Genomic DNA, 15,317 nt, shown 5'->3' with positions numbered 1-15,317 from the left:
TCGCAATCCACACCGACCCCGGAGGCCCTCCCTCATTCCAACATCATCCGACTACGTGTCGAACCGCCCACAACCTCCCAGGGCAGTACAGCTAGCCGAAGTCCAGCTTCAGCACCCCGGACCGGCACCACACCACCAGCGTGCCGTCCGGGCACCAGATCAGCTCTTGCACCGTCGATCCCAGCTCGATCAGCGCGAGGCGGCGTGCTTTGCCGCCGCGTGGGCACGACCACACCGCCAGGAGCCCGTCCGCGTCACCGGTCGCGACGAACGCCCGACCGTCGCGCAACATCAGCGCCACCTTCGGGCTCGGGCCGTCCGTGCCCGACCAGGACGGCGCCCACGGCGTGAGCACGTCCCCTGCCAACGAGTGCAACGCCACCTGCGCGGTGTACGAGAACGTGGCAACCACCGGCACGTCGTCACCCTGGTCGAGCGCGAAACTCAGCACGCGCTGCTTGGACCTGGCGAGCACCGGCAGCTCACCGCGAGCGGGCACGGCGTACAGCCGCAGTCCGTGCCGGTGGATCGCCAGCAACCGCCGCCCACCCGCGCCGTGGTAGAAGAGCAACCGCATGGGACCTTGGTAGTTCTCGGCCAGAGTGTCGGAGCTCTGCGCGAACTGCCGCCATCGTCCCCACTTCGCCCGGTAGCAGCGCACCTTCCCCTCGTTGTCCAGGTGCGCCGCCACTCGGCCGTCGTGCACGGCGATGGGTGACGTAAGCCCGTAGGGGGCGCGCGTGATGACGCCGGTGGCCATGCGTCGCTGTTTCGCGCCTCGCCACACCCATGCGTCCAGCCGACCGGAAGCGGTGATCCCGGCCACCAGCACCGGACCGCCAGGCGGTGTGTGGACCGCCATCCCGATAATCCAGTGCCCGTTTGTGTGCGCTGCGCCGAGTCCCAACGGCGGCAATCCCGCCTCGACCCGGACGGCGCGCATCGAGCCGTCCGGCGACGAAGACAGCGCGGCGACTCGCCCGTCGCCGGTCATAAAGAGCACCACGGACCAAACACCTGACATCCCGAACCGCGCAGGTCGTGCGTCCGGCTCGGGCGCGTCATAGTCGACCTCCCAAAGGCGTACCCGGCTGTCGGGGCGCTCCATGGACAGCACCACCGGGCGTCCCTTCGGGTCGAGGCCAGCCGCGATCGAGGTGAAGCCTGCCTTGTGGCTCGACCGGTCCGGGCCCACCCGGGTCAGGACGTCGTCCAATGCCCAGACGGAGATGGCGTTGAACATGTCCGCGATCACCACGGTCACCTGGCCGTCGGGCCGCCGTACTTCGCAGAACAGGTTGGCGGTCAGTCCCTCCACCACGGATTCGTGGGTCAGACCGTGGTCGCTCACGCCGTAGCAGGCAAGGTCCTTATCGTCCAGGCAGAGGAGCAGCAGGCGACCGTCGGGGCGGGTCACGAACCCCATCGGATCGTGGCGCCGACTGATCCGGGCCGGCTCTCCGACCGGCGTCAGTCGGTCGTCCGCCATCCGGTACAACGACAGGCCGGTATTGCCGTGGAACGCCACGAACACGACGCCATCCTGGACGCCCAGCGTCGCCGGCATGATCATGACGGCGTGGGAGGCGTCGATACGGTCGAGGACGACCGGCACGTCGGCGGTCCAGTCGACCAGGCGCACCTCCCGCGGACCGGTGACGACCGCGAGCAGCCTTCCTCCGGGGGTGCGCACTGCGGCCACGCCCTCCGCGACCGCGTTCCCGCCGTTGCCCAGCGATCCGAGTTCGCGCAGACCGCCGGTGAACGACCACTTGCGCAGCACCCCGTCCGTTGAGGTCGTCAACCCGAACTCGGTGCCGTCGGCGAGCACCACGCAGGCGGGTCGGCTGAGCCGCATTCTGGTGTGACCGGGCGTCTCGGCGACCGGGACCAGTCGGTGGTCGCGGAACCGGTAGAGGACGGCACAGCCGTTGTGGGTGCTGAACGCGGCGGGCTCACCGGACGGGTCGAACCACAACCCGGTCGGGTGCGAGCCCGGCAGTTGCGCGAGCACCTGCTGTGAGTCCTCGCCCTTCCACGCGAGCACGTCGGCGCGCCAGGGCAGGTCGAACCGTTTGGTGAGCTGGCTGGCGAAGCGGCGAAACCCGAGCTTCCGGGCCGTCAGCGTCAAGTATGCGGCGCGTTCCAGCACGTCCACGCCGGTAAGGTGGTGACTTGTCTTGCGGTAGACGTGCGCGTGCGCCCTGGCTGGCTCGGACGTCACCCAGGGCAGGTGCGGCACGATGCGCTCCGGCGTCACGACGACGAGGAAACCTACGTCCTCCACCAGTTCGTCCAGCCGGCCCGCCGCGACGGCGTGCTGTGCCAGGTGCGCCCGCACGTACTCAGGCGCGTTCTCCCATTCGGTGACCTGCGCGCGCAGGGTCTCGTAGACCACCGGTTCCACACCCGGCCGCTCGGCGCGGAACGTGTCGTCCAACGCCTGGTGGAACAGCCGGAACGTCCCACCGGTCTGCTCGACCAGGTAACTCGCCGCCGACGTCAGCACCTCACGCAGGTCCCGAGGGGTGTAATCGGCGGCGCTCAGGGCGTTTGCCAAGGCTAGCCACAACGGTCCTTCCAGCAGGCCCGCACCCTCGGCGAAAGCCAACGGCGCCAACAGGTCCCGCACCACCTGCGGCCGGTCGAACCGCACGGTCAGGTAGTCGTCGACGGCCGCGCCGACGCTGGTCGGGAGCCGATCGGAGTCGGTCAGGCAGGCCAGTTGCGCGATCAGGAAGTTGCCGCCCGCGTGCTGCGCGATGGCCGCCGCACGCTCCGGGTCGCCGACCCGGCGTTGCGCATAAGCGATCACGTCCTGGTGGTCGAGGTAGGCCTCGGAGTCGAGGTCGAGCACTACGGCGCTGCCGAGCTTGGCCGACAGTGCGTTCGCCGCAGACCCACGAGCGCCGACGCGGGTGCCGACGACGACGTGCCGTTCGGAGTACGCCGCCAGCCGGTTGAGCATGGTGGCGATGGCCATCGGTGCTTCGCCCGCGGCCTCGTCCAGCGCGTCGACCACCACCGAGATCGGGCCACAGCGTTGCAGGAGCTCGTTCTGGTCGGCCGCGTCGACCTCGGCGGCGTCGGCGATCGCGCGCACCACGTCCATCAAGGTCCGGCCGCGGGCGTGCACGGCGACCGTCACGCTGCCGACCGGCGGTAACGCGACCTCGGGCGGCAGGGTGTCGTCAGGCACCAGTGCTCGGCCGGCCTGGTCGGCCAGCACGACGGTCCGCGCGATCACCGCGCTCTTGCCGCAGCCGGGGCTCCCGACCACCGCCCGCACTCGTCCGTCGGCCGGTCCTTGCAGGTAGGACGCCAACTCGGTCAACGCCCGGTGTCGGCCGACGAAGTGCCAGACGTCGGTGGGCTCGTGCGGTTCGACGCCGCGCGCACGGGGCAGCCAGTGAGTGTCGAACGCGTCGTCCAGGTCGACTCGCCAGCCCGTGTAGGTAGCTGCGGACGGCCAGCGCCGGACGATCTCGTCGACCGGGATGAGGTTGCCGCCGCCGACGGCCTTGTGTGCGGTCACGATGATGCCAACGACCGCGCGCACGTCGTCGTCCCACACCGGCGCACCGGAGAAGCCGCGGGCGATGGGGTGACCGGAGGTGTGTTCCAGTTGCACCCAGCCTGGACCGACCCGCCCGCCGATCCGGCCGCGCGACTCGGTGTGGTGGCCGCCCGCGAAGCCCTGCACCAGGTACGTGTGGTCGCTCATCGCGGTCGGCGCCCGCAACGGCGCGCACACAGCGCCCGGAACCGGGGTGGCCAGGCGCAGCACGGCCAGGTCGCCGTCCTCGACCGGGTCGCGGAACTCGACCGACGCGGCGAGCGTGACGCCGAGGTGGACCAAGGTCACATCCACCGAATCGTGGGGCACGACATGGGCACACGTCAGCACGAGGTCCGGTGCGACGAGCACGCCCGCGCCGACGTCACCCACCCGCGCTAACCAGGGCGGGCGCTCCCGGTAGCTCGCGCGCACAGTCCGTGAGCCTACTGCCGGGACCAGACGCGGCGGGCGGGCACGGGCACGGTCTCGTGTTCGGACTCGTCTTGGCTACCAGCCAGGCACACACCCGCCCGGCCCACCACAAGAAGGGCACCACCGAGCCGATCGAGGCATCGACATCGGTGGCCGCCAGGTGGCCGGTGAAGCTGATCGAGGTGTACTGGGCGAGGTCAATCGGTCGACCCGCGGTCGCTGTGGTGGATCAACTGCCCGTCGCGCACGTCGCGGGACTGAGGAGTCACCCCCATGCGCGGGGGTCCTCGCCCAAGGCGCTTGGATGGCACCCGTCTGATGGGGAGGCGGGTCTCGCGTGTGGCGTCGCTGGTGGTCGTGGTTGGTGGTGGGCGTGCCCGCGTTGGCCGTGGTCGTCACGACCACGCTGGTGGCGGTCTCGGTCAACGTGTTCACCGAGCTGGAGGTCCCGTTGCTGGGGCCGGTCCGGGAGCACCCGCTGCGGTGGGTGCTCGGGACGACGGCGGTGCTGGTCCTGTGCACGCTGCTGGTCTGGTGGGGGCAGCGGTCGCACGACCGGCGGCTGGGCGCGCTGGTGCCCGCCGAGCAGCGCCCGGAACCCTGGGTGGTGGACCGGCCCGCCCCGGTGCGGCGGGTCGTGGCCGCGCTGTGCCGGCGGGGCGGGGTCTCGGTCGGGATCACCACGGCGCTCAGCGGTGCGGGCGGGTTCGGCAAGACGACCGTGGCCAAGCTGGTGCGGGCGGACCGGCGGGTGCTGCGCCGGTTCGGCGGGGGCGTCTACTGGGTGACCCTCGGTCGGGACGTCCGGACCCCGGCGGCCATCGCGGCGAAGGTCAACGACCTCCTCGCCCGCGTCGCCCCCGGCACCGCGGTGGCCTTCACCGACCCCCAGCAGGCGGGTGAGTACCTGACGGCCCTGGTGGCGTCCGGCCCCCGGCGGCTGCTGGTGCTCGACGACGTGTGGTACCCGGAGCAGGAGGCGGCGTTCCGGGTGGGCGGGCGGTGCGCGCGGCTGGTGACCACCCGCATCCCGTCGCTGGTGGCGGGCGCGGTGGTGCCGGTCGAGGTGGACGAGATGACCCCGGCGCAGGCGCGGGCGCTGCTGACCGCGGGCCTCCCGCCGCTGCCGCCGGAGCTGGTCGAAGGGCTGCTGGCGGTCACCCGGCGGTGGCCCCTGCTCCTGCGCCTGGTCAACGGGGTGCTGCTGGACCAGCTCCGGACCGCGCCCGACGCGGTGCGGGTGGCGGAGGAACTGCTGGCGCGGCTGCGCGACGCGGGCGCCCTCCACCTCGACCGGCTCACCGGCGCTGACGGCCAGGCGATCGACGTCGACGACCCGCGGCAGCGGCAGTCCGCGGTGGCGGCCACGATCGAGGCAGGCGTCGGGCTGCTCACCGCGGCGGAGCGCGCCCGGTTCGCGGAGCTGGGGATCTTCGCCGAGGACGAGGCGGTGCCCGTCGCCGTGGTGGGCGCGCTGTGGGAGGCCACCGGTGGCCTGGACCTCGTGGCCACCCGCGCGCTGTGCGCCCGGCTCGCGGCCCTCGCCCTGCTCACCACGACCGGCACCGCCGACGGCGGCGCGGTGGGGTTGCACGACGTGGTCCGCGACTTCCTGCGCCGGGAGCTGGGGGCGGCGAGGCTGACCGAACTGCACGGGGTGCTGCTGGACGCGGTGGCGCGCGACCTGCCCCTCGGCGATGGCGGGAACCCGGCGTGGTGGGAGCTGCCCGGTTCGGCCCGCTACCTGTGGGACCACCTGGTCGAGCACCTGGTGGCCGCCGAACGGGTCGACGAGGCGGAGGCCCTGGCCTCGGACCTGCGCTGGGTGTTCGCGCGGCTGGAGCGGTCGGGCCCCGCCGCGCCCTACACCGACCTGTCCCGGGTCGACACCCCGCGGTCCGCCCGCCTGCGCCGGGTGCTCGGGCAGACCGCCCACCTCCTCGTCCCCACCGATCCCGCGCACAGCCGGCTGGACGTCCTGCTCAGCCGGGTGGCCCACGACCCGCACTGGGGTCCCCAGGCCGCCGCCCTCACCGCCGGGCGCACCGAACCCCGCCTCGTCAACCGCCTGTCGCTGCCGGACCTGCCGCACCCGGCGCTGCGCCTGACCCTGGAGGAGCAGGCGATCGCAGTGGCCGCGGGCGACACCTGGCTGGCCACGGTCGACTTCGACGGGGTGGTGCGGGTCCGGGACCCGGCCACCGGGACCGTGCGGACGGAGTTCACCGCGCACCCGCGTCCGGCGCAGGTGGCGGTCGCCGGCACACGGCTCGTCGCGGTCGGCCACGACGGGACGGTGCGCGGCTACGACCTGCCCACCGGTGCCCCGGGAGCCGTGCTCACCAAGGGTCGGGATCGCCGGCGGCGGTTGTCCGAGCTGGCCGTGGCCCCGGACGGGACCTGGTTCGTCACGGGTGATGTCGACGGGGTGGTGCGCGTGTGGGACTCGACCACCGGCGCCCAACGTACTGAGCTGGTCGGCCACACCGCGCTGGTGCGCGCGGTGGCGGTGGCACCCGACGGGTCGTGGCTGGTGACGGCGGGCGACGAGGGGACGGTCCACGCCTGGGACCCGGCCACGGGCGCGGTGCGGGTCAGGTTCCCCGACCAGGGGGTCCGGACCGAAGCGCTGGCCATCGCGCCGGACGGGACCTGGTTCGCCACGGGTGATTCCGACGGGGTGGTGCGGGTCCGGGACCCGGCCACCGGTGCCGTGCGGGTCGAGTTCACCGCCCACCCCGGTTCGGTGACGGCGGTGGCGACCGACGGCACCTGGCTCGCCACCGCCGGACTGGGCGGTTCGCTGCGGCTGTGGGACCCGGTCACCGGGGTTCGACGCGCCGAACTGGAGGGGCACGTCCGCCTAGTGGCGACGATGTCGGTCTCGCCCGACGGCTCCTGGCTCGCCACCGCCGGCCAGGACCGAACGGCGCGGGTCTGGGACGTGCCCACCACCGCAGGGGAGGACGAGGCCACCGGCGGCGCCGACGTGGTGCGCGCGGTGGCGGTGTCCCCGGACGGCTCCTGGATCGTCACCGGTGGCCAGGACGGGGTGGTGCGGGTCCGGGAGTTCGCCACCGGGGTGGTGCGGGTCGAGTTCGACGCCGGCGCGCGTCGGGCCGGACCCGGCGACGGCGATCCCGTGGCGGGGGTGGCGGTGTCCCCGGACGGCGTCAAGGTGATCGTCACCCACGCGTCCGGTCCGGTGTGGACCGGGGACCCGGTGACCGGTGTCGATCACCCGTGGGCGGGGGAGCGCGTCGACCCGACGCGGGTGGTGTCGCCGGACGGGGCCTGGATAGCCACCGCGGCCACGGGCCGGACGGTGCTGATCCAGGACCTGGCCTCCGGTGGTCAGCGGACCCTGGCCATGAACGGGTACGTGCACGCGGTGGCGGTGTCACCGGACGGAACGGCGCTCATCACGGGGGAGGCCGAAGGGGCGGTGGAGGTCTGGGACGTGGCGACCGGTGAGCGGCGTGCCGAACTGGCCGGTCACACCGGTCCGGTGAACGCGGTGGCGGTGTCACCGGACGGGAGGTGGCTGGCCAGTTGCGCGAGCGACCGGACGGTTCGGGTCTGGGATCTCCTCGCCGGCCGGCCCCGGGCCCTGATGCGGGTCGACAGCACCGCGCTCGCCTGCGCCTGGTCGCCCGACGGCGGTGCGCTCGTGGTCGGCACGGGGTCCGGGCTGTGCGTGTTCGACTTCCACCCCAGTCCCGCGGGGTAGCCAGCCGCGCTCACCGGTGGACGACCAGCCCGCGCCGCCCTGGTTAGTTGTATGAGGCCAGGACGTTGGTGACGCCGGTGTGGAGCCGGGTGGCCGGTGGTCGGTTTCCGGCGGCGGTGTGGGGGCGATGGTAGTTGTAGTGCACGTTCCAGACCGTCAGGGCGTCGGCGCGGTGTTGTTCGCTGGTCCAGGCGTGGGCGTAGAGGAATTCCTCGCCCAGGATGCGCTGGTAGCGCTCGACCTTGCCGTTGTGGCGTGGGATGTAAGGCGTGATGCGCTGGTGGCGGGCGCCGCGTAGCACGGTGGCGAAGTCGTGGGCGCTGTGCCTGCCGACAACTTCATCCATGCAGGTTGAAGCCGTGTGCAGCTTGTAGGACCGAGGTGCTTGGGGGCGGCCGAAGGTCCACCGCGGCGTCAGCCAACACGGCATGATGACCGGCTGTGCTGCTCCGACTGGCCTTGTGCCTGCCGGTAACCCCATCCATGCAGGTGAGAGCGCGGACGGGACAAGGGCTCGGAATGGCCCATGAGGGTGCTCGTGTTCCACTGGCTCGGCGACTGGCGCGGCATGATGACCGGCTGTGCTGCTTCGACTGGCCTATCTGGGCATGACCAACACGTTCGCGCTGCTACGCCTGCTGCCCATGAGTGAACGGGACAAGGACGTGGAGATCCTGGCGCTACGGCACCAGATCACCATCCTGGAACGCCAACTCGGAGACGCCCGTACACCGTTCTCCCCCGCCGACCGGGCGTTCCTCGCGGCCCTGCTGCACCGCCTCCCGACCGCCACGCTTCGTCAGCTCCGACTGCTGGTCCGTCCGGAGACGGTGCTGCGATGGCACCGCGCCCTCCTCGCGCGCCACCACGCTGCCAGGTCCCGCCCCAAGCGTTCCGGCCGACCACGGACCATCCGCTCGATCCGACTCCTGGTGCTGCGCCTGGCGCGGGAGAATCCCGCCTGGGGCTACCGACGCATCCACGGAGAACTCCTGGTCCTCGGCATCACAATCGCCGCGTCCGCGGTGTGGCAGATCCTCAAGGACGCCGGGATCGACCCGGCACCCGAACGCACCACGACGACCTGGTCGGCCTTCCTCCGCTCACAGGCCGACGCCCTGATGGCCTGCGACTTCTTCGAGACCACCACCCTGAACGGCACCCGCCTGCACGTACTCGCGGTCATCGAACACACCAGCCGCCGGATCCGAGTCCTCGGCGCCACCGCGCACCCAACCGCATCCTGGGTCACCCAAGCCGCCAAGAACCTCGCCATGGAGCTCGAAGACGAAGGCCGACACGTGCGCTTCCTGATCCGCGACCGCGACGGAAAGTACCCCGCGCTGTTCGACGACATCCTCGCCGACGCTGGCATCCAGATCGTCCTCAGCGGAGTCCGCATCCCGCGGATGAACGCGATCATGGAGCGCTGGATCCGCAGCTGCCGGAGAGAACTGCTCGACCGCACCTTCATCTGGAACCAACGGCACCTACTCCACGTCCTGCGCGAGTACGAGAAGTTCTACAACAACCACCGCCCCCACCAGGGCATCGACAACGCCCGACCATTGCGCACGCTGCCACCAGCCGTCACCGATCAAGCGGCGGTCATCCGACTCGACGTCCGCCGACGGCAACGACTGGGCGGCATCCTCAACGAGTATCACCACGCCACCTGACCTGCACGGACGACATTTTCGGCAAGCACAAGGTCAGGCGGTATGACCGACTTTTGGCAACCCACAGCCCGGACAGGGCGGCGAACCAGAACCGGTCCGCAGGCTCGTAGCGAACCTGACCCGCCGGTTGCCGACGAAGGACCGCGTTCCCGTGCCGCAACACGAGCAGCTCGGCGTCCTTCGCCGCCTCGCTCCGAAGAAGCACCGACGGGACGGACAGCAACCTACGGGTCACCTTGAACAGCAGGGACACGATCACCCAGACATGCTCGCAACACCGCGACAGGTTGACCCTACCAGCGACGATGACTTTTCGAGCGGCACAGCCTTCCTCACCCTCGCCGCAACACTGACCTGCTTCAAACGACTGGCGAAGATCGCCACATGAGACGTCGTCTTAGTCGTCCTCGCCGAGCCCGTACCGAATGTTTTCGTGTCCGCATGATGGGCACACAATGCAGGCGTGTGAGTTGCTCCCATCTTCATAGGGCAGGTATGACATGCCCTCAGATAGCGATAACTGACACACTTCACAACTACCAGCGCCGCCACTCCTAAGACTCTTCGCGTCGAAGAGTTCCCCGTCCACCGTCTTGAACAGAATCCCGCAACGCTCGCACCAGTACGACCCCATTACAAGGTGCTCGTCGTTCAGCGTCACACCGCATGAGGGACAGGGCGGTGCCGACCTACCACCCAGCCCGTCAAGCAACTTGCCGAGTAGTCCCATCCGCACCGTTCCTCCTTGCTTGCTGCCAGTGCTACCAATCGGACACATTGTCTCAGCACCGCGTCCCACCCGAATCCGCTAGCGGCGCGCTCAGGCGGTCGGCGCCGGAACTCTGTGTCTGCCGACACCTCATCCATGCAGGTAGAAGACGTACGAAGCCCAATACCTCGAAGCGCTCACGGCACGGTTGTTATCCGCCACGCCGCCAGGTCCCGTCCCAGCGGCCCGGCCGCCACGGACCATCCGCTAGATCCGACTCCTGGTGCTGCGCCTGGCACGAGACCCCCTGGGGCTACCGCCGCATCCACGGAGAACTACTCGTCCTCCGCATCAAGGTCGCCGCGTCCACGGCGTGGCAAATCCTCAAGGACGCCGGAATCGATCCGACCGTCGAACGCACCACGATAGCCTAGTCGACCTTCCTCCGCTTACAAGCCGCGGCCTACTGGCCTGCGACTTCTTCGATGTCACACATTGAACGGCATCCGTCTATACGTGCTCGCGGTCATCGAACACGCCAGCCGCCGGATCAAGATCCTCGGCGTCACCGCAAACCGACCGCCTCCTGGGTCACCCAGGCCACCAGAAACCTCGTCATAGACCTCGAAAACGTGGACAGCCCCGGGCAGCCGCTTCAACGGTTCGCCGCGTGCTCAAGCGCCTACGCATACCCGCCCGCACCCCGACTCGACAGCGACACCTCGTGGCGGCGGTTCCTGCGCGCTCAGGTGGCGAGCCTGTTGGCCTGCGACTTCTTCCACGTCGACTGCGCCGTGACGCTCAAGCGGGTCTACGTGTTCTTCGTGCTGGAGGTCGCCACGCGCGACGTCCACCTCCTCGGCACCACCACGAATCCGGACGGCCCCTGGACAACGCAACAAGCCCGCAACCTACTGATGGATCTCGGCGACCAGGCAGAAGACTTCCGGTTCCTCATCCGCGACCGTGCCGGCCAGTTCACCGCCTCGTTCAATGCGGTCCTCGCCGACGCCGGCATCAAGGTAGTGACAATCCCACCACAGTGTCCACGAGCCAACGCCCACGCCGAACGATTCGTCGGCACCGTCCGACGCGAAGCCACCGACCGCCTTCTCATCATCAACGAACACCACCTGAGAACAGTGCTGAACCGCTACGCGGCCCACTACAACCACCGCCGACCCCACCAAGCACTACAACTCGCCCCACCACGACCGGACCACTCGATCGCAGAGCCAGGCTGCACCTCGATACACCGCCGACCCGTCCTCGGCGGCCTCATCAACGAGTACGAACCCACAGCAACCTAACCCGCAGCTCAGACCACGTAGCTGACTTTTGACACCCCACAGGTCGCAGCGGTGGAGAAGACGGTAACTGCCCACAGCACGTGCCGGCACGTCGGACCGGCACGGCGCACCAGGGTCGCGGAGGAGCGGGCCCTGCAGCGGCACACCACGGTCCACGGCCTGCTCGACCAGGGCGTCGGGCTGCTGGAATGCGCACGAGGACTCGGCGTGTCGCTCAACACGGTCAAGCGCTACGCCCGCATCCCCTCCGCCGAGGATCTACGGCGCCCGCCGCCCTACCGCCACAGCATGGTCGACCCCTACCGCGACCACCTGCGTGCCCGCCTGACACGGCAACCCGACGTCCCGGTCACCCACCTGCTCGCAGAGATCCGCGCCCCGGGCTACTCCGGCAGCGCCAACCTCCTGGTCCGCCACCTCACACAAGGCCGCGCCGAACCCGAACGCGTCCCACCCTCGCCACGACGCCTGGTCACCCGGCTGACGAGCAAGCCCGAGAACCTGCCCGCCCACCACCGTCGCCACCTCGATGACCTAATCACCGGCTGTCCACCGATGACGACGCTCGCCCAGCGGGTCCGCGAGTTCGCCGCGACCCTCACCCGCCGCCGAGGGCGCGATCCCGACGCCCGGACCGACGCGGTCCTGGCCGACGACCTGCCCGCCCTGCACCGCTTCGTCCACGGTCTGCGCAAGGACAACGAGGCGGTGCTCGCAGGACTGACCCTGCCCCACGGCAACGATCCCACCGAAGGAGTCGTCAACAAGATCACACTGCTCAAACGGCAGACCCACGGACGGGCAAGCTCCGCCCTGCTGCGCAAGCGGATCCTGCTCAACCAGTAGCAACAGTCGTGGCATCCCGCCTACTCAACTCAAATCGTTGATCACGCAATCAGCGACAGAACCGCTCGTTTGACAGTCCCGTCGATCGCGGACCGGAGCCGGCGATACCGGGGAGGATGGTCCGGCTCGCGTTTCGAGGGGTTGATCCTCGGTTGCCGGCAGCGCGGGGTCGGGCCCGTGGTCGATCCCGTACACGGACTCCGAGTTCCGACTGCCCGTCGACCAACTTCTGTGTGAGCCAGCTTCCTCCTGGCCTTCGAACTACAGGGCTCAACCGTCACCGATGGCGGTCAAGCGCTCCTGCACATCAGCAGCCGCTCGTGGCATGTCGATGTAGCGGAAGATGAAGACGGCTTCTTGCCAGTGCAAGGTGGCGCCGATCATGTCGCCGTCTTGCAGGCAGGCTTGGGCGAGGAGGTCCAGCGCGACCGCTTCCCAACGCCGGGCTCCGAGCACACGACAGGTTTTGAGGCCGGCCTTGGCTGCATGTTTCGCGTCCGATTGGCGTCCGCGACGGACATGGTACTGAGCGAGGCTGATGTGCGCGGTCGCGCGGAACAGGCTTTGGTTCAGGTTATCGGCGTTTTCGATGCTCCGGTCCAGATACGATTTCACCTCGTCCAAATTACCGTGGCGGGCTTGACTCCACGCGATGGAGTCCTCCACGAGGGCTCCGCAGAACAGGTCGCCCAGACTGACGAATGTTTCCCGTGCCTGACCGAAGACGCTCATGGCGTCGTCGAGTTTTCCATCGTCGGCGAGCAGTTCGCCGATGTTCCAGAGCGTCAATGCCAGCTTCCGGTCGTCGCCAATCCGCTTGAACTCGGACATCGCCGCGTCGAAGCGTTTCCGCGCGAGTTCCTTTCGACCGCAGATGGAGTCGATGATGCCGATGTGGCGGGCGGTGTTGGCCTGCCACATCGTGTCGCCCAGCTCACGGAAGATCTCGTTGCACTCGTTGAAACACTCCATCGCGTCGTTCCACTGAGCTTTCAGATGGTAGGCGTCGCCGAGGCTCAGCAGCGTGATGGCGGTTTGACGCCGGTGGCGGCGGGCGCGCAGTACCGGCAGTGCGTCGCGGAACGCGGCAATCGCGTCGTCCCATCGGGTGTCCGCGCGGTAGACGCCTCCGATGGTCGACCACGCGTACGACTCGCCGAGTTCGTCGCCCAGGTCGCGGTACAGGAGTCTTGCCGCCATCATGTGCTCGAGGGCCTCTTGCCGGTCACCCAGGTAGCGATGTGCCTCGCCTAGTCTGACGAGGGCTGCGGCACAGGGTCCCAGCGCGTCCAGCGTGCGGAATATCTCGGCGCTCTTGCGGAGATCTTCCCTGCCTTCCCGGCGTCGCTTCGTGTACAGCATCAGGTCACCTCGGCGACGGAGCATCGCCGCTTCGGCGAGGCCGCTGTCCGTGTGCCTGGCGGCGACCAGCCCCGCCGCGACGACCTTCTCCCATTCGGTCCACCTACTGGACACCTCGAGCAACGGGATCAGCACCTCACAGAGCCGCCAAGTCGGTTCCCACCGCTCGAACCGCGCCCCCAGTTCCACTACATCTACGAGGTTGGGGACCTCGTCGGCGAACCACTCCGCAGGTCTGTCGCCTAGTAGGCGCTCGGCCCGGGAGTCCCAACTGGCGCTGGGAACGTGTCGCACGACCTCGTTTGGTCCCGTCGGCTCATACGATTCAAGGACACGCGACGTAAGTTCGATGTAGGCGCGGACGAGCCGATCTACTGCGTCGATCCGCTCCTGGAGGCTGTCCCGATCGGCTCCGACCTCCCGCGCATAGGCGCGCACCAGGTCATGGAAGCGGTAGCGGGATTGCCCTGTGACAGTCTCCGCGACCGTCTCGATGAGGTGCGCGGCAGCGAGCCCCTCGGCTGCTTCCTCGGCCGCGACCTGGGAGCACGCCAACAGCGGCCCGAGCACCCAGTCGGTGAAGGCAGTCGCGTCGATGAGCCCGAGCATGCGGAAGGCGCGCCGTTCACTATCAGTGATCATGTGTCGGTAACTGAGACTGAAGCACGCACGGACGTCCAGATCACCGGCTCTGAGCACGCCGAGAGTCCGTTTCTCGTCCTGAAGAAGAATACGCAGTCGCCGCAGGGTCAACTCCGGTTGTGCCACCAGGCGTGCGCCGCAGATCGTGATCGCCAGCGGAAGTCCGCCGCACAGGTCCGCGATGGACGCGGCCTCCCCGCTCTCCCGGGCCACTCGCCGAGCGCCGACGAGCCGGGTGAACAACTTGATGCTCTCCGTCCTGTCCATGACCTCCAGGCGCACCCTCCTCGCCCCTTCCAGCCCTGCCAACGGCTTCCGGCTGGTGACCAGCACGACCGCGAAGGGACGCCCCGGCAGCAACGGTCGCACCTGGGCTTCGTCCTTCGCATTGTCGAGTAGGAGGAGCATCCGCTTGCCGGCGACCTGACTGCGGAACAGACTCGCTCGTGCGCTCGCATCCTCGGGGATCAGCTCCCCGTCCACGTGCAGGGCCCGAAGAAACTCGCCAAGCACGTCCCCTGCGGTTCGCACCTCGCTGTCGGGCGCGACGCCCCGCAGATCCGCGTACATCTGTCCGTCCGGGAAGCGCTCTCGCAGCAGGTGGCCCACGTGGGTCGCCAACGCCGTCTTGCCGACTCCGCCTTGCCCGGTGAGGGTTGAGATGACGATCGCGCTCGAGTCGCCGCGCAGCCCTTCCTCGACGAGCGCGCAGAGCTTCTGCACCTGCTCACCACGTCCGGTGAACTGGGCGATGTCATGGAGAAGCTGCTGCGGAGGAGGCTCGGTTCCACGTCCGTGGAAGTGCACACCTCCAACCGACATCGCCCGCACGACGTTGCCGAGAACCTCATCGTGGACGAGATCGTCTGTCTCCTGCGGGACACCGTCGTCTGGCATTGCCTGATTATCTCCACGCCCGACGGCAAACCGGCCGCATCCGCTCCACACCTACCCGAACAGCCGACAATGGATTGACACCCGTTGCTGCCAGGACGGACGTGGACGTCGGCATGACCACCCCATCCGACCTCGGCTCACGTCCGCGCCG

At 69.3% G+C, this 15,317-nt stretch carries 6 protein-coding genes and 1 pseudogene; 4 read left to right on the top strand and 3 right to left on the bottom strand.

Translation table 11 applies throughout. The annotated features are described in order from the left end of the window. Window positions 1-91: 91 nt before the first annotated feature. Window positions 92-3,991: a serine protease gene (locus AB0G01_RS33425; RefSeq protein ID WP_360954257.1), complete on the bottom strand. Its 3,900-nt coding sequence runs from the start codon at window positions 3,989-3,991 to the stop codon at window positions 92-94. 337 nt (window positions 3,992-4,328) lie between these two features. Here AB0G01_RS33425 and AB0G01_RS33420 point away from each other — a divergent pair, with 337 nt between their 5' ends. Next, window positions 4,329-7,721, top strand: a complete 3,393-nt coding sequence (locus tag AB0G01_RS33420) for an NB-ARC domain-containing protein (protein ID WP_360954254.1) — start codon at window positions 4,329-4,331, stop codon at window positions 7,719-7,721. Window positions 7,722-7,764: 43 nt separating this feature from the next. Here the strand turns inward: AB0G01_RS33420 and AB0G01_RS33415 are convergent. After that, window positions 7,765-8,010, bottom strand: a pseudogene (locus AB0G01_RS33415) (integrase core domain-containing protein); the annotation flags it as partial. A 292-nt stretch (window positions 8,011-8,302) separates the two neighbouring features. Here AB0G01_RS33415 and AB0G01_RS33410 point away from each other — a divergent pair. The 3 genes from AB0G01_RS33410 to AB0G01_RS33400 all read left to right on the top strand — a co-directional run bounded on the left by AB0G01_RS33410 (window position 8,303) and on the right by AB0G01_RS33400 (window position 12,265). After that, window positions 8,303-9,400 carry an integrase core domain-containing protein gene (locus tag AB0G01_RS33410; protein ID WP_360954251.1) on the top strand — a complete coding sequence of 366 codons (1,098 nt, stop codon included), beginning with the start codon at window positions 8,303-8,305 and terminating at the stop codon, window positions 9,398-9,400. Window positions 9,401-10,741: 1,341 nt separating this feature from the next. Continuing rightward, window positions 10,742-11,419, top strand: a complete 678-nt coding sequence (locus AB0G01_RS33405) for an integrase core domain-containing protein (RefSeq protein WP_360954248.1) — start codon at window positions 10,742-10,744, stop codon at window positions 11,417-11,419. A 207-nt stretch (window positions 11,420-11,626) separates the two neighbouring features. Further along, window positions 11,627-12,265 (top strand): hypothetical protein, encoded by a 639-nt coding sequence (locus tag AB0G01_RS33400; protein ID WP_360954245.1) that lies wholly within the window; start codon window positions 11,627-11,629, stop codon window positions 12,263-12,265. A 270-nt stretch (window positions 12,266-12,535) separates the two neighbouring features. On the opposite strand, the gene AB0G01_RS33395 is transcribed toward AB0G01_RS33400, so the two are convergent. Continuing rightward, entirely contained in the window at window positions 12,536-15,166 is a 2,631-nt protein-coding gene (locus tag AB0G01_RS33395) for a tetratricopeptide repeat protein (RefSeq protein WP_360954242.1), read from the bottom strand. Window positions 15,167-15,317 lie beyond the last annotated feature (151 nt).

The organism is Actinosynnema sp. NPDC023587, assembly GCF_040640215.1.
Taxonomy (GTDB): Bacteria; Actinomycetota; Actinomycetes; order Mycobacteriales; family Pseudonocardiaceae; genus Actinosynnema.
The sequence above is the reverse complement of the archived record's forward strand: the minus strand, read 5'-3'. Positions and strand labels throughout refer to the sequence as shown.

Excerpts from the sequence above, each read along its gene's own strand:
- AB0G01_RS33395 (WP_360954242.1), bottom strand. The coding sequence starts at position 15,166 with ATGCCAGACGACGGTGTCCCGCAGGAGACAGACGATCTCGTCCACGAT.